Source organism: Marinifilum sp. D737 (genome assembly GCF_026672275.1).
Classification (GTDB): domain Bacteria; phylum Bacteroidota; class Bacteroidia; order Bacteroidales; family Marinifilaceae; genus Marinifilum.
The window spans coordinates 77,568-97,980 of record NZ_JANQCD010000012.1; the positions used below are offsets into that span (position 1 = coordinate 77,568).

Below are 20,413 nucleotides of genomic sequence, written 5' to 3' on the forward strand. Positions count from 1 at the left end.
AAAAGTTTCTCGCAGATTATCGCAGAAAAAATATGGATCAGCGGGAAATAAGTAATGTAAATCAGAAACATGAAAATAAGCATCATAGGAATATCAGATTTAACTCCTGATTTTACAAAAAAAGAGTTGTCTCTGATTCAATCGGGAAAATATTTTGCAGGAGGAAGTCGTCATCGCGAACTGGTGGGAGATTATTTGCCAGAACAACACCATTGGCATGATATTGTAGTGCCGTTATCAACTTTGTACGATGCCATAAACCATTCTAACAGTGATTGGATTGTATTTGCTTCGGGCGACCCATTGTTTTACGGAATTGGAATTACATTAAAACGTGAAATTCCAAATGCAGAGCTTGATATTCTTCCTGATTTTAATTCCCTGCAATTGTTGGCGCATCGTTTTAAATTGCCTTATGGCGAGTTTCAAACCATTACGCTTACCGGCAGATCTTTCGAGCGATTCGACCAGGCATTGATTAGAGGACAGGAGAGAATGGGAATTCTTACTGATAGAAAAAATACGCCTAAAAGTATTGCCGAGCGAATGTTACAATATGGATATTCGAACTACAAAATGTACTATGGCGAACGCCTGGGAGGAGAAAGGGAAGTTGTAAAGGTGTTGAGCTTGGAAGAAGCATTGAGTTTGGATTTTAATCATCCGAATTGTTTTTACCTGGAAAAAACTAATGATTCGATTCCCAAAAAGGGAATTAAAGAAAGTGATTTTGAACCCTTGGAAGGTAGACCAAAAATGATTACCAAAATGCCCATCCGTTTGGCTACACTTGCATTGATGGAATTGCAAAATAAAAAGGTGTTTTGGGATGTTGGAACATGCACGGGAAGTGTTTCCATCGAAGCTCGATTGAACCATCCGCATTTGAAGGTAAAATCTTTCGAGATTCGTGAAGAGTCCAGGGGAATTATTCAGCGCAATACAGAAACTTTCCAAACGCCGGGAATAGATATTTTTATTGGAGATTATTTGCAAACCGATAAGGCAGAAATAGAAAAACCAGATGCCGTTTTTGTTGGCGGTTATGGTGGAAAAATGGATGCAGTTCTGGATGATATTCATTTGCATTTGTTGGAAGGTGGAATCATTGCATTCAATTCGGTGAGCGAAAAAAGCAAACTAGGATTTAGGCAGTGGTGCAAAACAAATTCCTATCACAGAATGCATGAAATGCTGGTGAGTGTTGATGAATTTAATCCGATAACGATATTAATAGCCGAGAAAAAGAAGGAAAATTAGATATATTTTGAGGGTCTCACTTTAAGTGAGGCTCTCAATAAAGTTTATCGCAAAAGATTTCTCGCAGATTTATGCAAATCTTAACACAGATTCACGCAGAAAAATGGATGATTGTATAAATCTGCGTGAATTAGCGAATTTAAACCGCGAAGATCAGCGAGAACAAATCATGTATATCAGCAAAAATAAAACAGAACAAAATACATCATGTCAAAAATAATAATCACACATTCCGATAAGGGAGAGGCGCTTGCCAAGCACATTACCAATAATGGATTTGAGGCTGAAATTATGCGCTCGCCAAAGAACTACGAAGAACTTTGGAACAAATACGAAGCGTTAATTTTTATTGGAGCTTTGGGCATTTGCGTGCGCGAGATTGCAGCATTTTTAAATGATAAAAAAACAGACCCTGCGGTAATCAATATTGATGCCAACGGACAATTTGTTCAGCCTGTTGTTTCGGGACATTTGGGTGGGGCAAATCAATTGTCGGAGGATATTTCTCGCCTGTTGGGAGCAACACCTGTTGTTACTACCCTTAGCGATACATCAGGGTTGTGGGCATTGGATTTATTGCCTGAAAAACACAATTGGACCCTTGATTGCAAGGACAATCTTACCCCGTTGATGGCAGCCTTTGTGAACAGACAAAAAACTGCTTTGCTGCTTGAGGTGCGCGATAAAGGAAGCTTGACTTTGGAGACGGAAAAGCCTGAATATGTAGATGTGTTTTTCAGTGCTGATGAAATAAAACTGGAAGATTACCAGGTAGTTTTGGCAGTAACACCATTCGTTCATGATTTTGGAGCTAAAGCGATTTATTATCGTCCTAAAGTATTGCAATTGGGCGTAGGTTGTCAGCGCGATCTTCCTTTTGAGGCTTTCGAAACGGAATTGCTTTCGAAATTGGAATCGCAGCAAATTTCTCCACTGTCTATTGCTGCTATCGGAACGGTTGACTTAAAAGCCGATGAAAAGGCATTGATTGAATTATCCGAAAAATGGAACATTCCAATGAACACATATGGTGAGGATGTATTGTCAGGATATGATATTCCTAATCCATCGCAAAAAGTAAGCGAGGTAACCGGAAGTTACAGCGTTTCCGAAGCCGCAGCCATGCATCTTTCAGGAAATACTTTGTTGGTAGAAAAACAAAAAGCAAAAGCGGACGATAAGCATTTTACTTTTGCTTTGGCAATGGATAAGAATAGCGAGCGTAAAGGTTTTGTAGAGTTTGTTGGGGCAGGTCCCGGTGATCCGGAACTGGTTTCGGTTCGTGGAAAAAGAATGCTTCAAACGGCCGATATGATTCTGTATGCAGGTAGCTTGGTTCCTAAAGAATTGACCAACTATGCAAAGCCTGGATGTGTGGTAAAAAGCTCGGCTGGTATGGATTTGATTACACAGATTGAAAGCATGAAACCATATTACGATCGTGGATTGTTTGTGGTGCGTTTGCATACTGGTGATCCTTGTATTTATGGTGCTATTCAAGAACAAATGGCCATTATGGATCAGTTGAAATGGAGCTATCACATTACTCCGGGAATTTCTTCATTCCAGGCAGCAGCAGCAGCTTTGGAATCTCAGTTTACCATTCCGGAAGAGGTGCAAACCATCATACTAACTCGTGGCGAGGGAAGAACGCCAATGCCAGATCGCGAGCAATTGAACAAATTGGCCCGATCGCAAAGTACAATGTGTATTTACCTGAGTGCTTCCATTGCCGAAAAAGTTCAGGCACAACTTTCGGAGCATTATCCACCGGAAACACCTGTGGCGGTTTGCTACAAGCTAACCTGGAAGGATGAAAAAATCTACCGTTGTACGCTGGAAACTTTGGCAAAAACAGTAGAGGAAAACAATTTGAAAATGACTACCATGATTGTTGTGGGGAAAGCCATCGACAACCGATCGGGATTTTCAAAACTGTACGATAAGAAATTTACTCACGCATTTCGTGTCGGAAAATAAGTAGAAAAAAGATTTCTCGCAGATTTAAGCAGAAAAATAACGCAGATTCTCGCTGAAAATATCGTATTGATCTGCGAGAATCTGCGTGAAACAAAATAATGTAAATCAATTAGAAGTTATTTAGTTGAAAATTAATGTTAAATTAGATTTTTGCTAATCAAATTGATATATTATTATGAAAGAAAACGATATTTCATACGCCATTCGAGGAGCAGCCTTTAAAATTTATAATGAACTAGGCCCAGGATTACTTGAAAGTGTTTATGAAGTAGCTCTTGCTTATGAATTGGAAGAAATGGGATATTCTGTGAAATGTCAGCAAGGCATTCCAATGAGATATAAACACATCAATTTTGATGTTGGTTTTCGATTAGATATCATTGTTGATGACACAGTTGTAATTGAGATAAAATCTGTAGAAAGTTTGGCTGATGTGCATTATAAACAACTTTTAACTTATCTAAAACTAACAGATAAAAAGTTAGGGATATTAATCAATTTCAATACTTCGGATTTAAGTGACAGTATGAAACGAGTCGTAAATAAACTCTGATAGATTTGTTTCTTGGAAAAGGTTTCTCGCAGATTTACGCAAATTTATTCGCAGATTAACGCTGAAGATATAGTAATGATCTGCGGGAATCAGCGTTTTTAATCAGTGAGAACCAGAAATCAATTTAAAGTAGGTATAGAATCTTGAAAGTGTTATGCGATTTGTAAATAAACTCTGATAGGTTTGTTTCTTGGAAAAGGTTTCTTGCAGATTTAAGCAAATTTATTCGCAGATTAACGCTGAAGATATAGTAATGATCTGCGAGAATCAGCGTTTTTAATCAGCGAGAACCAGAAATTAATTTAAAGTAGGTTTAGAATCTTGAAAGTGTTATGCGATTTGTAAATAAACTCTGATAGGTTTGTTTCTTGGGAAAGGTTTCTCACAGATTTAAGCAAATTTATTCGCAGATTCACATTGAAGATATAGTAATGATCAGCGAGAATCTGCGTTTTAATCAGCGAAGATCAGCGAGAAATATATAGATTTATGATATTAATTTTTGGCGGAACAACAGAAGGAAAAAGAGTTGCTGAACTATTCGACATTATCGATCAGCAATATTTCTATTCCACAAAAACCGATTCACACAAACAAATTAAAGGTGAACGTGTTTTTGGAGATATGGACAGCTCGAAAATAAAGGAGTTCTGTCAAAAAAAGGATATTCGGTTGATTGTTGATGCGGCTCACCCTTTTGCAGTTTATTTGCATGATAACATTTATCAGGCAGCTCAGGAATTGGGAATCTTAACCATTCGCTACGAGCGAAAGTTTCCAGAAATCAAATCATCGAAACAGGTCCGCTTGTTCGATTCCTATGAGTGCATGACAGAGACACTTTTACAAGAAGAGTATCAAAATGTATTGGCTTTAACAGGTGTTCAAACCATAAACAAATTAAAGCCGCTTTGGAGGCAACGAACTTGTTATTTCAGGATATTGGATACTGATCTTAGTCGACAAAAGGCAAGGGAAACCGATCTGGATTATCAGTTTGTAATTCCAATGGATCCAAAGGCAGGTGTTGAGGAATTGGCGATGTTAACAAAGAAGTTGAATGCAGAAATACTGCTTTCGAAAGAGAGTGGAGAATCGGGTTTGTTTGAAACGAAAGAGAAAGTTGCCGAGCAGTTGAATATTCCTTTATGGGTAGTAAAGCGTCCAGCTTTGCCTGATTTCGATTATGTGGTGGATGATGCCAAATCTTTTCTGCAGCAATTTTATCAGGTAAAGAAAACGAGTCTAAAGGTTGAAGGTCAATTGCGAAGTGGATTTACTACCGGAACCTGCTTAACTGCTGCGACAAAAGCCTGCTTTATCGCCTTGACAGAAAAGAAATTCCCTAGATGGGTTGAGGTGGAGCTACCGGGAGGAGAAAAAGCCAGGTATGCTATTTTTCCAGAGAATTTATCAAGGAAATCAGCTTCTTGTGTGGTAATAAAAGATGCAGGTGATGATCCGGATGTGATTCATGGCAAAGAAATTGGTTGTGAATTGTCTGTTATGGATCAACCAGGAGTTCAGTTTGAAAGGGGAAAAGGTGTAGGTGTGGTTACTTTGCCTGGTCTACAGGTTCCTGTTGGTGAACCAGCCATTAATCCGGTTCCACGACAAATGGTTTCCAATGTTTTGGAAAAATTGTCTGAACAATACGAAATGGACTTGGCTTTTGAGGTGAAGGCCTTTATTCCTGAAGGAGAAGAGTTGGCCAAACTAACTTTTAATCCAAGAATTGGAGTGGAAGGTGGCATTTCAATCATAGGGACAACAGGAATTGTAAAACCTTTATCGAATGAGGCATTTTTAGCCAGCATCAAACAACAGGTGAAGGTGGCCAAAGGAAATCAATGTACCGAAATTGTTCTGACTTCAGGAAAGAGAAGTGAAAACAGGCTGAAAGATAAATTTCCACACTTGCCGCAGGTAGCCTACATTCACTTTGGCAACTTGGTTGGCGATACCATAAAGTTGGCAGTTGATGAGGGAATGGTGAAAATTAATGTGGCCATCATGTTCGGAAAATCGGTAAAGCTTGCAGAAGGAAACATGAATACCCACAGCAGGAATGTGGTTTTTAATGCTGATTTTGTTGCTGATTTGGCCAAACAAGCTGGCTATTCTGATGAGATTCAAAATCAAATCAAGGAGTTGAAATTGGCCAATGCCATTTTGGATATCATTCCTTTTTCTGAGAATGAAGCATTCTATAATTTGGTAGCTCAGAAATGCTTGAAAAATTGTCAGCAGCTGATAAATGATTCTTCTTCGCTACAGTTATTTCTTTTGGTTGGCGATGAGGGAATGATTATCGCAAAATAAAATTGATAATTCATTAATGTAATAAGCTTATCATTTTTGTAATTTTGGTAAAAAATAGATCCTGATGCACAGACCTTTAATTTTACTACTATTACTTCTGGTAAACATCAATTTATCAGCTCAAAAGGTAGATATTCTTTATTTTACCGATGCTCACCGTATTTTTCCTGTTGATGATGTAGAAGGAGGCCGAGGTGGTGTGGCTCGTTTGAAGACCATTGTAGATGAAAGTAAATCGGATAATTCAAATACCCTGGTAATTCATGGTGGCGATTTGTGTGGTGGCGTTCTGTTTGGCGGAATGTACAAAGGTTTGCCTATGATTGAGGCTTTTAATGAAGTTCCTGTCGATATCTGTAATTTTGGTCAGCACGAGTTTGATTTTGGGGTAGATCACACCTTGGAATTATTGAGTAAATCAAAATCGCAATGGTTTACCTCTAACCTGAAAAACCGAGATGGTGATACTTTTGCCAATTTGCCAAACTACCTGATTAAAAAGATGGGGAGAATTAAGATTGCATTTATTGGTTTAACCGATGCGATGAATTCTACCATGAAAAGCAATCGAGTAATTCAGGAAGATTTGTCTGTTGCGATTTCTGAGATTATTGAAGAACTGCAAAATGTAGATTTTTTAATTGCCATTACTCAAACGGATTTAGAAACCAACAGAAAACTTTTGGAGCAATTTCCCGATATCGACTTGGTGCTTGCCGAGGAGCAATACGAATACGAAAGCAATGTATTTTACAAAGGGAACAAACCCATTGTGGCTACGGCAGGTAACATGAGTTCTGTTGCCAAAATCAGTTTGCAAAAAGACGTAAGGCCTTTGATTGATATCATTCCACTAGATGAAAATATTGCCTCTGAGAAGTATTTGCATGATATGGAAATCTACTACAAGAAAGATATGGAACTAAAACTAGCAGAGAAGATTTCTTATTTGGAAGTTCCATTGAATTTTAGAGATGGTATTACCAAAGAAAGTGTGGCTGGTAATTTGGTGACTGATGCCTATAGGGAATGGCACAAATCAGATGTTGGCTTGATAAATGGAGGTGGAATTAGAGCTGATATTCCCCAAGGTGATTTTACTTTAAAATCGGCCCGATCCTTATTGCCATTCGGTAATAAGATTTGTCAGATTCTAATAGTAGGAAAGGAACTCAAATCTTTGCTAAAAACATATGCTGGCAATACCAAAGGACAATTGCTACATGTGTCAGGCATTTCGTATCAATACGATCAGAAAACAGATTCAATTCAAGTAAAATGGAAAGATAAGGTACTTTCTGATGATGAATTGCTAACTGTTTCCTTGAACAATTATTTTCTGAAAAAGCTTGATGTGGAATGTGATGTTTTAATAGATGAAACCGATGCAAATGCCAAAGAAGACTACGAAGTATTGCGTAATTACTGCAAAAAACAAAAAGCCTTGCACCCAAAGGTACAAGGTCGATTCGTGATTGTTCGTGAGTAGTTTACAGATTTAAGCTAAGTGTAAGGTAAAAGCTTCTTCCTGGCGCAAAAATTGCCTGATTGCTGCCTTTTACCGATCGACTCAAGTGTTCGTAGTAGGCTTCATCGAATAAATTTCTGATTCCTCCAATAATTTGAAAATGATCGGAAAACAGATAGCTTGCTTTAAAATCGAGAACGGTAAAATCCGGCGTTTCCGTTTCGCCATAATTTTCCGCGATTCGTCCCTGTTTGGCTGCATATCTTAGCATCAATTCAGGAGTAAACTTTTGCTTACACAAATTAGCTCCCAAGCTGTATCGGATATCCAAAGGAGGAATTTCAGGCAATGGCTGATTGATTTCCTTGTTTTTACCGTAGGTATAAGCCAGGTTCAATCGGTGATACAAAAGATTTGTGATGGATTGATTAAAACCGATTTCGAACCCTCGCATCACAGCTTTGTTGATGTTTACAAATTGTTTTACTCCAGGAGCACTTGCCATTAATGGCTGAACATCCGATCTGATTTCGGAGCTGATATAATCTCTCAACCAAGAATTAAACAGGTTAATGTCCAATGAAAAATACTTAGTGTTCCAATTGAAATTGTAGTCAAGTTGGTAATTGATTTCCGGATCTAAATCAGGATTACCAATTCTTTCGTAAGGATCTACATCAACGGGAATATGATTGATGAATCGTTCGGTTAAACTTCCACTTCTTTCAGCTTTTCCAAACCAAATCCCCATTCTAATATTTTCCGATAAATTTTTGCTTGCACCAATGCTAAATGAAAAATTCATTTCGTCGGAAGAATCATTAATTAAAGAACTAAGATCGCTTTTGGCGGAATTGTGTTCCAATCTGCTTGAGGCAATAAAATGTGTCTCATTTACAGAGAAATGATATTCACCAAAAACACCGAATTTATCAATTTTACTGTCTTGCCAAATGTTATCGTAAGCAGTTTTCCCAGCCATCGGACCCATTAGCATTTCACGAGAACGAGTTCCATCTGCTTCCTCCGATTTGTAATCAACGCCTGTAAATAAGGAACTTTCCTTAAATTGAAAAGCAGCTTCTGATCTAAAAGCATAGTTTTTTGTTTCTGCCTTGGTAATGGCATTCACTTTTCGTGGATTTAAATTCTTTTTCAGATTATCCATTTCATGATCAACGAATGATGCGTTTGCCGATGTTGAAATGGAAGCCAAGGCCGAATTCTTGAAAGTGATTTTGTGGCTAAGACTGATCATTTTGGTGTCATCTTCTCGCAAATCCATATTTAAAGCAGGAAAATCAACATCTTCGGCATAGTTGCTATTGGCAGATACCTGGATATTTTGAGTATTGGAAAGTTTAAAGTTGGCTGCAAGCCCAATGTTTCTTCTGTTAAAACCTGAAGCCACCTTATCGCCATTGCCATCTTCATAATCCGAACCTTCGCTGTAGGCCCCAAAAACACCAAAATTGTAGAACTTGCCTTTGGTACCTGCCAAAGCTTCGGTTCTGAATATTTCTCCGTTGCTTTCGTAGCTTCCGCTTGCACGACCAAATGCACTGGCTTTATCAGCAAATCCATTGGAAGATGATTTGAAATGGATGCTACCTGCAAAAGAATTCCCATATCGTAGCGAATGCGGACCTTTTGTGATTTCTACCCTGTCCACCATGTTTAAAGGAACCTGACTAATGGGAGGATCCATTCGGTTGGGACAAGCAGCTGTAGCACTCATTCCATTGTCCATTACAATGTTTAACTGATCGTACTTAAAACCTCGCATTACCGGGTCGAATCCGTAACTTCCGCTCTTGCGGATTCCTCCAATTAAACCCGATTGACTTAAGAATTCACCAGCATCATGCGAAAGTTTATCGCTTGAATTAATTTGCATGGTTTCCGATTCTTTTGCTGTTCTTTTTCTGGCAATAATTGTAGTTGGCAGTAGGCTAACATAGGTTTTACGCATATAAATCTTGCCCGATTGCAATGCGGTTTTTATCTCGCTATCGGTAAACGAAACTTTCCCATAATTTACATGCGATAAGTAAAGCTTTTCACCTTTGACAAAGTTGATTGAAAATTCACCATTTGAATTGGTATTTCCTTTCTGGTTTTGATAAAGGTAGTGGGCAAATGCAATGGGGTGTTCAGTTTCCTGATCTAAAAGCTGAATGCTTTTTTGTGAGTAGACCTGAGTACCTAATAGTATAAAACAGGTCAGTAATATGTGTTTCATCTGTTTAAAATTTGCTCCAAGGCAAAAGCATCAAGCTCCAAGTAAAAAAAAATCATGCTGTATGTGTCAAAATACTTTTGTCATGGTTGTTCATCCTTTAATTTGATATAGTCAATATTGTTGTATGTATTCAGTTTTGGGTACATACAATTACGCGATGGACAAAATAGGCCATCGTTATACGATAAAATTGAAAGGATTAAACTCGGGGAGGATGAAAAATATCGGAGATGCAATTTCTTGGCTTGTGATTGAATTTATACAAGGAAGAAGCATCTATAACTTTAGTTTTAGGTTGTGGAAGTATCTTGCTAGTGATTAATATGCAGTTCTGAATTTCTTTTTCGATGTTTATTTTTTCCTTTTTCGATTTTTGCTCTTCTTGCTTTTTGATTTGCTTTTTTAGGTGACATTTCCCATTACACTTCATCTCAGGTTTGTCTTTGTTTTCGCAAATCTCGGCAAAGAAATCCTGATTGATTTTGAAATTCAGCACAATAAAAGCAATCTCAAAAGTTTGGAATGAGAATAGAAACAGAAGTAAGTATGTGAATAATCTTTTCAATAGGAATAATAACAGACAAATGTGTATTAAATATACAAATCTTTTGAATGTAATCATTCTGGAAACTTTCGAAAGATTAGTCAATCAGATAATTCTATCCAATGAATATTTTATTATCCAATGAATGGAAGATTGAATTTAGAGAAGTTTCCACAAACAATTTTATTAATATGAATTGATGTTTCCGATGGATAAAGCTTGACTTCCCGATTTGAAGTACAATTATCATTGGAGGTCCACATTTTTTTTGAAAAGTCAGAGTAAAATATCAAGACAATAAAAAAAGCTTACCACATCATGTGATAAGCTTCGGATATTTTTTAGTTGAACCTGTTTTTATAAATTAATTACCTTATCGGCATCGGCCTGAAGCGTTATAATGTCCGGCATGCTACCAACATTACCAACTTTTACTTTATCCAGTAAATTAAAATAATCAAGGCAGGTTTTGCAAGCCAGCATGCTTACTCCTTTATTTGCCAGATTTTTCAATCCTTCCAAGGCAGGAGAATCTTCACAAATCAATTTTACGCCAGCATTGTAGAATACAATTATTTTTGGCAATCTGTTTTCTGCATCCAATAATTTAAAGTAATTGGTAGCCAATTTTAAACCCAATTCTTCACTGCCATTACCCATTCCATTTTGAGTAACTTGAATTAATGTATTTCTGTGCATGATTATTTTACGCTAATGTAAGGTTCGTTATTGTTAGTTCTTTCTACCAATTCTCCAATTGGATTTAGGTCAAATCCTTCGCTTTTAGCCAAACTGATAAATTCTTCAATATGATTGTTGTCAACAGCAACCAATAAGCCACCACTTGTTTGCGGATCGCAAAGTAATGCCTTCTGATCTTCGGTAATTTCACCAATTAAATGTCCGTATGAAGCCCAGTTTCTTCTTGTTCCGCCAGGAGTACTTCCCTTCTGAATCAATTCTTCCACGCCTTCAATTTTTGGTACATCATTGTAATTGATTACCGCATTTACATTACTTCCTTCACAGATTTCGCTTAGGTGACCCAACAAACCAAAACCAGTAACATCAGTCATCGATTTGATGTATTCTTGTTCGCCAAATACAACGCCTACTTTGTTCAAGCTGCACATTAAATCAACTGCAATCTGATTGTTTTCGTGAGCAATTAATTTCTTTTTTTCGGCAGTGGTTAAAACACCAATACCAAGAGGTTTTGTTAGGAATAAGGTGCATTTTGGACTGGCTGTATTGTTTTTCTTTACTCTTTCGGTTGCTACAATTCCGTTCACCGATAAACCAAAAACAGGATCGCCAATGTCAATAGAGTGTCCACCTGCCAATTGAATACCTGCATTTGCACAAACATCTCTTGCTCCTTCTACTACTTTCTGAGCAATATCGGTAGAAAGTTTCTCCAATGGCCAGGCAAGAATAGCCAAGGCCATAATTGGTTTACCACCCATTGCATAAATGTCGCTTATGGCATTTGTAGCAGCAATTCTTCCAAAATCGTAAGGATCATCCACAATTGGAGTAAAGAAATCGGTTGTACTAATTAGTGCTTGACCGTTACCCAAGTCGTAAACAGCAGCATCATCTTTAGTATCGTTACCAACCAGTAAGTTCGGATTGGGAATTCTTGGTGTGCTGCTTTTCAAAATGCATTCTAAATCTTTCGGTGAGATTTTACATCCACATCCGGCTCCCGGACTAAACTGTGTCAGTTTCTTTGTTTCCATTGTTTTTGTAATCTGTTATACCGATTTGTATTTAAAAATGTAAAATGATTGTACTTCTTTTATCATTTATACTTTAAATTTCAATCGGCATAATTCCTGTGAGTAATATTGTTTATAATAGGATATTAAATTATCCGGCAAAGATATCACTTTTTAGTATTGATTGTCATCCAACTTATGGTCTAATTTTCACAATATTTATTTGCTCATGAATACTTAAATCTTGTAAATTTGATGTTTGTGAAATTAGATAGTAGAGAATTGAAAAAGTTTGTTCCGATAAAATATTTGTTCCTGATTATTTGTGGCTTTGTAATGCAATCATGTGTTACTCAGAATAAATATCTGCAATCAGTAAATACTTGCGATGCATTTACATGTGTTAACGAGGTAGATACAAGTGAGCAGTTGGCATTGCAAAAACAGGGCAAACGAAAATTACAGATTTATTTGATTCGCCATGCTAAACCTAATGTGAAAAAGAAACTGTTTTATTCTGCAAAACAGGCTCAGCAGTATGTTTACGATTACAATTCAGTACCAATTATTCCCTTCGATCCAGCAATGGTAAAGGTGAATTTAAACGCTAATCATATCATCTATTGTTCCAACTTGCCGCGTTCGCAGGAAACAGCATTGGCAATTTTTGGGCATACTTATACAGTTGTGTCTGATTCCATCTTTCGGGAATATGAAATTAAAATGGTAAAAGCTGCTAGTATCATTAAATTGCCTTTGCCAATTTGGCAATTCTTTAGTCGTGGTAGTTGGTTATTGGGTTTTAATCACAAAGGAATTGAAAGTAGAAAAGAGGCAAAGCAAAGAGCAAAATATGCAGTAGAAAACCTTATAAAGGTTGCGGAAAAAGAAGAAACAGCTGTGCTTGTTGCTCATGGTATGTTGAACCATGGATTGGAGAGGCAATTGAAAAAACAAGGCTGGAAAGTCATTCAAAAAAATGGACAAACCAACCTGGGAGCAACTGTTCTTGTTAAGATTGTTGACTTGGAATAAAAAGTTATTTTTTTCTAATCATCATCAAACCATGACGAATAGGGAGCATTAAATTCTCCACTCTTTCATCATTTTGGACAAAGTCATTAAAGGCTAAAATGCCTTGCGTTTGCTTGTCTTTTGATTCGACTTCCTCTAAAACTTTACCATCCCACAAAACATCATCAGCCAAAACAAATCCTCCTTGCTTTAACTTTGGATAAACAGCCTCGAAATATTCGATATACTGTCTTTTATCCGCATCAATAAAAACCAAATCAAACTCTTCATCAATATTTGGAATGATATCTAATGCCTCGCCAATGTGGAATTCTATTTTGTTTTCGCATCCCGATTGCTTGATGAATTTACGAGTGAAATATTCCAATTCATCATTGCAATCAATGGTGTGAATTACACAATCATCTGATGTTCCCATGGCCATGCTAATTGCCGAATAACCAGTATAAGTTCCAATCTCTAAAACTCGTTTTGGATTCATCATTTGGCAAATCATTTTCAAAAATTTGCCTTGCATGTGTCCGGATAACATTCTTGGACGCAGCATTTTTACGTGAGTTTCACGAGATAGGTCTTGTAAAATTTGATCTTCAATTTCGGTATGTGTAAGGATGTACTCTTCCAGCTCTTTATTAATCTCCAACATGACTTATTTATACATCAAAGTGGTTAATCTGTCTTTATTCAAAATTTCGTTGGCAACTTCAATTAATTGCTCTGCAGTTATCGATTCTACTTTTTGGTAAATTTCTTCCAAAGAATCAACTCGATTGTATAGCAAGAAACTTTTGCCAACATTAAGCATTAAATTCTCGTTGTTTTCTGATGATATGGCAATTTGTCCAATCATCTGATTTTTTGCCTTGGTCAACTGGCCTGGTCCTAGCTTTTTTGTGCAAAGTAAATCCATTTCTTTATGGATAAGGTTTAAACATTTGTCTAAATAGCCTTTATCAGTGCCAAAATAGATGCTAAAAACTCCAGTATCGGCATAAGGAGTGTAATTTGCTTCTATGTTATAGGCCAATCCATGCTTTTCACGCAGTGAAAGATTCAGTCGCGAATTCATTCCCGGACCACCAAGTATATTGGTTAGAAGCGACAAAGGAATTCTGCGATCATCATTTGCATCGTAAGCTACATTTCCTAAGACGCAATGCCTTTGGTAAGTATTTTTTACCAAAGTTTGAGTTCTTGGTTTGTAAGAATTTGGCTTTTTCCTTTTGTCTACACGTATGTTTTCGGCAATTCCTCCAAAATATTTTTCAACCATCTTAACCAACTTTTTGAAAGGAATATTTCCCACAGAACTAATTACCATCTGGTCGGTGTGATAATTATTGCTGATAAAGTTTAAGATGTCGTTGCGCTTGAACGCCTTAATATGCTTAGGTGTACCTAAAATATTTCTTCCAATCGGATCTTTTTTGAAAATCAATTCCTCAAAATCATCAAAAATCAGTTCTGAAGGAGAATCTTTATATGAATTGATTTCGTCGAGAATTACCTCTTTCTCTTTTTCCAGTTCCTTTTCCGGGAAAACAGAATTAAATGTGATATCGCTTATTAACTCAAGAGCTCTTTTGTAATCTTTATCCAAAAAAGTAGTGTAAATGCATGTTTCTTCCTTGGTAGTATAGGCATTTAGTTCTCCACCTACATCTTCCATACGGCTAAGTATGTGATATGCTTTACGTTTTGTTGTTCCTTTAAACACAACATGCTCTATAAAGTGAGCAATTCCCCATTCGTCCTCTTTCTCATCACGGGAACCGGTATTCAAAATAATTCCGCAATGTGCAACATTTGCCTTAACCGGTCGATGAATTAACCGGATACCATTTGATAATGTGTAAGTTTCGAATACCATATACTTTTTTATTAGGCTGCAAAGGTAACAAGAAGTTTAGAATCCGATTAAAATTCCTTTCTATTTTTCTTGATTTTATTTGGTGATGTAAATTTTTTACGTACTTTTGCATCGCTCAAGTAAAGAGGGTACCATAGCTCAGTTGGTAGAGCAATGGACTGAAAATCCATGTGTCCCTGGTTCGATTCCAGGTGGTACCACAACTTTTTATTCGAGTAAATTAATACCAAGGGGTACCATAGCTCAGTTGGTAGAGCAATGGACTGAAAATCCATGTGTCCCTGGTTCGATTCCAGGTGGTACCACGAAAGAGGGGAAGATTTAATTAATCTTCTCCTCTTTTTTATTTTAAAAAATCGAACTCATGTAATAAGCAAAGTTTAGCAGTCAATTGATATTATATCGGCTATACAAAATATTTAAATAATCTTTTAGGTTTTCAAAGGCAAGAGTATTCGAAAAATCATTTATATCTAAATGTATAAAGATTGAGAGGTGCTTTACTCAATAAGGTATGAAAGCATTGTTCAGGATTGTGGAATTGAGACTCATTTAATAAAATGAAAAGTACTTAGAGAAGTTAAAGCTTTATTCTAAAATTAGAGAGTGTTTTTCAGAAAATATAGGTAGCCCCTGGTTCGCCCCGAAAGCTTTCGGGGCCAGGTGGTACCACGAAAAAAGCCGATCATTTGATCGGCTTTTTTTGTATCTGAAACTTTCTTAGTTTGCATCAATCAATAAATCAAATCCTTTCTTTTTAAATTCTCTCTCGGTTGTAGATAGAGATTTTGCTGCAGTAATGGCTGGGAAATTCCCTTGGCTAATGTATTGGAGTGCTGCCTGAAGATTACTCTCTGCCGAATCACCAAAATCATGACTTAAGTCATCGGCAATTTCAAAGTCGACAGGAATTCCTTCAAAGTAATTGCCTTCCTCATCTGCATTGGTAATAGAGAAACTGATTGGAACAATTGCCAAATTAAAATTTTGGTTTTCGAAAACGTACATTCCTACTGGCTTTCCGTGTGTTTTACTACCGATTAAAATTACTTTGTCATCACCTAAATATGGTTTTAAGCCATTTATCACCATTTCGCTGGCTGATGCTGTTCTGTCTGTTGTGATTACAAAAACTCTATTAAATCCATAAGCTGATGGTTGATCAAAAAATGATTGTGACGAATTTTCTTCACTTTTAGACGTGTTATGAAATGTTTTTGAATAGATTTCTCCTTGGAAAATATTACCAGTAATTAACCCCGCCAATTGATTTGAAATTGTAGTGCTACCACCACCATTATATCGTAAATCCAAAACTAATTCTTTTGCTTCATTATTTTTGAAATAATCAAATGCTTCATTCAAGGCATCTTCTGAGCTTCCTATAAAGCTGTCAAAAGCCAGGTAGGCTACTTTAATTCCTTCATGATCAATGATTTTTCGACTTAATACTGAGTTTTGATCAATTTCCTGTTGACTAGCGGTAATTTCTTTTTGTTCCCCCAAGTTATTTTCAAAAATAAAAGTAGAGGTAGTTTTATCCAGTTCATCTAAAACTTGAATTTCAGTTAAGTCAACCACTGCAACACCATTAATATTGATTAATGCCCAACCTCGAGTAATTCCTTCTGATGCTAAAGGAGATTCATCGAAAATTAACTTTACCCTAAGTTTTCCCTCAGAATCATATTTAAATGCTAAGCCATAGCCTTTATAGGTTCCGTTTTCAAGATATGCCAAAAGAGCATCAAGATTGGCAATATAGCTCCACCTGTCTTGGCTCACCAGTAATGCTTCGAAATAGTCATTTACAGAAGAATAATTTGAAGCATTAATATTTGGTAATTCTTCATTCCAATAGTACCATTCACTCATAGTTTGATCAATGGTTTCGTAAATGGTTTTGGTTTCTCGTTCAGAGTTATTGTTGTCATCATCGCTGCAGGCAATAAAAAATGAAGAAACGATAAAAAGAGTAAGAAAAAATTTAAATGATTTTAATAATCTATTTTCAGTCATCGATTTGTTGATTTAGTGATTAATGAACGGATTTTAAAAATAACAAAAACTGTACCTAGTTTTATTTAAACGAATGATGAACTTGTGTATTGTTTAAAAAAAATAAATATTTGAAATAATTCTAAATTGTGTAGAAAAAATTGATTTTGAACTGTTTTCGGAATTGCATCTGTATTTTTTTAAAATGTACAGCATAATTTATTTTGCAGAAAAGGATTTTTCCTTACTTTTGTAGCACCAAAACAAAGGGTACCATAGCTCAGTTGGTAGAGCAATGGACTGAAAATCCATGTGTCCCTGGTTCGATTCCAGGTGGTACCACGAAAGAGGGGAAGATTCATAAAATCTTCTCCTCTTTTTGCATATATGAAAATTGAAGTCTACATATTATATAGTGTAAGTGCCAATCGATATTATATTGGTTATACAAAAGACTTATCTAACCGCATTGATCTTCATGTTAGTGGAGTGTTTGAGAAATCTTTTACTTCAAAATATAAAGATTGGGAATTTTTTTACTCAATTGAATGTGAAAGTATTGCTCAGGCTCGTCGAATTGAAATTCATTTAAAAAAGATGAAAAGTAAAAAGTACTTGAAGAATTTAAAATTGTATCCTGAAATTACAGAAGGTCTTCTCGAAAAATACAGGTAGTCCCTGGTTCGCCCCGAAAGCTTTCGGGGCCAGGAGGTACCACGAAAGAGGGGAAGATTCATAAAATCTTCTCCTCTTTTTGCATATTCGTTTGTGTATTTTCTCCTCACTTTCTGATACTTATTCTGTTCGTCTTTGAACAATTTTTAAATTACAAACGTTTTCGATCTAAAATAAAGACTTTCAACTGTCTAAGTGCTTTTTTTATTAGAATTAATAAGATATTTTTGCATGACTAAGATCAAGTAAAACAGAATTTAAGATATAAAATACTTTAAAATGGCAGATAGCAAAAAAGCTTTATTGATGATCCTTGACGGATGGGGGATCGGAGACAAATCGAATTCAGATGTGATTTCTTCAGTTGCAACTCCTTATATGGATGAATTATTGGAAAAATATCCAAATTCACAATTGCAAGCTGCAGGTAGATTTGTTGGATTACCAGAAGGACAGATGGGTAACTCAGAAGTAGGTCACTTGAATATTGGTGCAGGGCGTGTTGTTTATCAGGATTTGGTAAAGATCAATATGGCGGTTGAGCAGGATACTTTAAAAGATAACGAGCAAGTTGTTAAGGCATTTACTCACGCTAAAGAAAATGGAAAGAAAGTTCACCTAATCGGTTTGATTGGTGATGGTGGAGTGCACTCTTTAAGTAAGCACGCCTTGGCTCTTTGTGATGCTGCTAAAGCATTCGGAGTGGAAGATGTATTCGTACATGGTTTAACAGATGGACGTGATACTGATCCAAAATCAGGATTAGAATTCGTTAAGACTTTCGTAAATGATATTGCAAACAAAGGAACTGCAAAATTTGCTTCTTTAATTGGTCGTTATTTTGGTATGGATCGCGATAACAACTGGGATCGTGTGAAGTTGGCTTACGATCTTTACACCAAAGGTGAAGGTAAAGCTACTACGGATGTTGTTGCTGCTATCGAAGAATCATATGCAGAAGGTGTAACCGATGAATTTATCAAACCTGTTGTGGTGGTTGATGAAGCTGGAGCTCCTTTGGCAAAAATCGAAGAAGGTGATGTAGTGATTTGTTTCAACTTCCGTACCGACCGTTTGCGTCAAATGACTACTGTTTTCTCTCAAGAAGACAAAAAGGAATTTGGTATGCACACAATGAATGTGGAATGGTATACAATGACTTGCTACAATGCTAACTTTAAAGGTGTGAATGTTATCTACGATAAAGAGAACGTTCAGAATACAATGGGTGAAGTTGTAGCAGCTGCTGGTAAAAAGCAAATCCGAATTGCAGAAACTGAAAAATATGCTCACGTAACTTTCTTCTTTTCAGGTGGTCGCGAGGATGAATTTGAAGGTGAAAGTCGCTTGTTGGTTGCATCTCCAAAAGTAGCAACTTACGATCTTCAACCAGAAATGTCAGCTCCTGAAGTTGCAGATAAAATTACTGCTGAGTTGAATGCTCAATCGGCTGATTTTGTTTGTTTGAACTTTGCTAATGGCGATATGGTTGGACACACAGGAGTGTATGAAGCAATTTCGAAAGCTGTTCAGGCTGTTGACAACTGTGTAGAGCAAGTTGTTGAAGCTGCTAAAGCAAATGGATATGATGTGATTATTATTGCAGACCATGGTAATGCTGATTTTGCGGTAAATGCTGATGGTTCTCCAAACACTGCTCACTCTTTGAATCCGGTTCCATGTGTTTGGGTTACTGAAAATCCAAAACAAATTGAAGATGGTATTCTTGCGGATGTTGCTCCAACTTTGTTGGATATCATGGGAATTGAGAAGCCTGAAGAGATGACGGGAAAATCATTGATAAAATAAAAGATTGTAACCGTATATAAAACATTCCGTACTATCTTTGCACGATAGTACGGATTTTTTTATTCGTATAACTGATACAATTTAAATAGGGAAATAGTGTTACAGATAGGAAAAGCCATAGTTAGTCTTGATGTGATCGAGAAGAAATTCATTTGCGATTTTGGTAAATGTAAAGGTGTGTGTTGTATCGAAGGAGATTCAGGTGCACCTTTGGATGAGGAAGAGAAAGCTATTTTGGAAGAAATCTATCCTGATATAAAAGAATATCTTACTGAAAAAGGAATAGAAGAGATTGAGAAACAAGGAACTTCGGTAATTGATTCGGATAACGATTTGGTCACTCCTATCATTAATGATAAAGAGTGTGTTTATACGGTTTTTGAAAATGGATCGGCTTTGTGTGGTATAGAAAAGGCATATCTTGATGGGAAAATCTCTTATCACAAGCCAATTTCATGTTCTTTATATCCAATTCGAATAGATAAATATGCCGAATTTGATGCTGTAAATTATAACAAGTGGGATATTTGTAAACCAGCAAGAGAACTTGGTTTTAAAAATGGAACACCTGTATATAAATTTCTAAAAGAACCATTAATTCGTAAATATGGTGAAGACTGGTATAACGAATTGGAATATGCAGCTGAGAATATTGACGAAATCATGAAAATGAGATAATAGAGTTTTTACGATAATGTTTTAAAGAAACAGTGACCATTTTGGTTGCTGTTTTTTTGTAAGGAGAAGTAAATTTAAATATTCAGTAAAAACCAATTCGAAGACTTTAATTAATTTGTGTTTAGCATAAATCAGATGCCTAAATGATAAATTTTTTAAAAAATAGTTTAATCGATATAAAAGATAATTAGGATATATATGAAAACTAATAAGAGTTGGAAGTTTTCATGAGAAATCTTGAGGCTAAAATCTTAATAG

15 protein-coding genes and 3 tRNA genes are annotated in these 20,413 nt (G+C 36.3%); 12 read left to right on the plus strand and 6 right to left on the minus strand.

The genetic code is table 11. The features are described 5' to 3' along the window. Positions 1–69 precede the first annotated feature (69 nt). The 5 genes from cbiE (at position 70) to NQ163_RS09265 (ending at position 7,604) form a co-directional block, all read left to right on the plus strand. On the plus strand, positions 70–1,260 hold the full coding sequence (cbiE, locus tag NQ163_RS09245) for a precorrin-6y C5,15-methyltransferase (decarboxylating) subunit CbiE (protein ID WP_268190062.1): 1,191 nt from the start codon (positions 70–72) through the stop codon (positions 1,258–1,260). A 207-nt stretch (positions 1,261–1,467) separates the two neighbouring features. Further along, positions 1,468–3,240, plus strand: a complete 1,773-nt coding sequence (gene cobM, locus NQ163_RS09250; RefSeq protein ID WP_268190063.1) for a precorrin-4 C(11)-methyltransferase — start codon at positions 1,468–1,470, stop codon at positions 3,238–3,240. Between the two features lie 175 nt (positions 3,241–3,415). Further along, positions 3,416–3,793, plus strand: a complete 378-nt coding sequence (locus tag NQ163_RS09255) for a GxxExxY protein (RefSeq protein WP_268190064.1) — start codon at positions 3,416–3,418, stop codon at positions 3,791–3,793. A gap of 489 nt (positions 3,794–4,282) precedes the next feature. After that, positions 4,283–6,115 carry a cobalt-precorrin-5B (C(1))-methyltransferase CbiD gene (gene cbiD, locus NQ163_RS09260; RefSeq protein WP_268190065.1) on the plus strand — a complete coding sequence of 611 codons (1,833 nt, stop codon included), beginning with the start codon at positions 4,283–4,285 and terminating at the stop codon, positions 6,113–6,115. 64 nt (positions 6,116–6,179) lie between these two features. After that, positions 6,180–7,604: a bifunctional metallophosphatase/5'-nucleotidase gene (locus tag NQ163_RS09265; protein WP_268190066.1), complete on the plus strand. Its 1,425-nt coding sequence runs from the start codon at positions 6,180–6,182 to the stop codon at positions 7,602–7,604. A 1-nt stretch (position 7,605) separates the two neighbouring features. Here NQ163_RS09265 and NQ163_RS09270 read toward each other — a convergent pair whose 3' ends face one another. The 3 genes from NQ163_RS09270 to selD form a co-directional block, all read right to left on the minus strand. After that, positions 7,606–9,825: a TonB-dependent receptor domain-containing protein gene (locus NQ163_RS09270; RefSeq protein WP_268190067.1), complete on the minus strand. Its 2,220-nt coding sequence runs from the start codon at positions 9,823–9,825 to the stop codon at positions 7,606–7,608. 901 nt (positions 9,826–10,726) lie between these two features. Continuing rightward, positions 10,727–11,068, minus strand: coding sequence for a sulfurtransferase-like selenium metabolism protein YedF (yedF, locus tag NQ163_RS09275; protein WP_268190068.1), 342 nt, complete (start codon positions 11,066–11,068; stop codon positions 10,727–10,729). Between the two features lie 2 nt (positions 11,069–11,070). Further along, complete coding sequence (gene selD / locus NQ163_RS09280; protein ID WP_268190069.1) at positions 11,071–12,111, minus strand: selenide, water dikinase SelD; 1,041 nt, start codon at positions 12,109–12,111, stop codon at positions 11,071–11,073. Between the two features lie 240 nt (positions 12,112–12,351). On the opposite strand from selD, the gene NQ163_RS09285 reads away from it, so the two are divergent. Further along, entirely contained in the window at positions 12,352–13,125 is a 774-nt protein-coding gene (locus NQ163_RS09285; RefSeq protein WP_268190070.1) for a histidine phosphatase family protein, read from the plus strand. Between the two features lie 4 nt (positions 13,126–13,129). Here NQ163_RS09285 and NQ163_RS09290 read toward each other — a convergent pair whose 3' ends face one another. Together NQ163_RS09290 and NQ163_RS09295 are read right to left on the minus strand one after the other, a co-directional pair. Continuing rightward, entirely contained in the window at positions 13,130–13,771 is a 642-nt protein-coding gene (locus NQ163_RS09290) for an O-methyltransferase (RefSeq protein ID WP_268190071.1), read from the minus strand. 3 nt (positions 13,772–13,774) lie between these two features. Next, positions 13,775–14,995 (minus strand): M16 family metallopeptidase, encoded by a 1,221-nt coding sequence (locus NQ163_RS09295; protein WP_268190072.1) that lies wholly within the window; start codon positions 14,993–14,995, stop codon positions 13,775–13,777. Positions 14,996–15,122: 127 nt separating this feature from the next. On the opposite strand from NQ163_RS09295, the gene NQ163_RS09300 reads away from it, so the two are divergent. After that, a tRNA-Phe gene (locus tag NQ163_RS09300) sits at positions 15,123–15,195 on the plus strand. Positions 15,196–15,227: 32 nt separating this feature from the next. Next, positions 15,228–15,300 (plus strand) — tRNA-Phe (locus NQ163_RS09305). A gap of 415 nt (positions 15,301–15,715) precedes the next feature. Here NQ163_RS09305 and NQ163_RS09310 read toward each other — a convergent pair. Continuing rightward, on the minus strand, positions 15,716–17,014 hold the full coding sequence (locus NQ163_RS09310) for a S41 family peptidase (RefSeq protein ID WP_268190073.1): 1,299 nt from the start codon (positions 17,012–17,014) through the stop codon (positions 15,716–15,718). A gap of 248 nt (positions 17,015–17,262) precedes the next feature. Here NQ163_RS09310 and NQ163_RS09315 point away from each other — a divergent pair. From NQ163_RS09315 to NQ163_RS09330, 4 genes are all read left to right on the plus strand, one after another. After that, positions 17,263–17,335, plus strand: a tRNA-Phe gene (locus NQ163_RS09315). A 45-nt stretch (positions 17,336–17,380) separates the two neighbouring features. Continuing rightward, positions 17,381–17,668, plus strand: coding sequence for a GIY-YIG nuclease family protein (locus NQ163_RS09320; protein ID WP_268190074.1), 288 nt, complete (start codon positions 17,381–17,383; stop codon positions 17,666–17,668). Positions 17,669–17,947: 279 nt separating this feature from the next. After that, positions 17,948–19,477, plus strand: a complete 1,530-nt coding sequence (gene gpmI, locus NQ163_RS09325) for a 2,3-bisphosphoglycerate-independent phosphoglycerate mutase (RefSeq protein WP_268190075.1) — start codon at positions 17,948–17,950, stop codon at positions 19,475–19,477. A gap of 96 nt (positions 19,478–19,573) precedes the next feature. Continuing rightward, complete coding sequence (locus NQ163_RS09330) at positions 19,574–20,155, plus strand: DUF3109 family protein (protein ID WP_268190076.1); 582 nt, start codon at positions 19,574–19,576, stop codon at positions 20,153–20,155. Positions 20,156–20,413 lie beyond the last annotated feature (258 nt).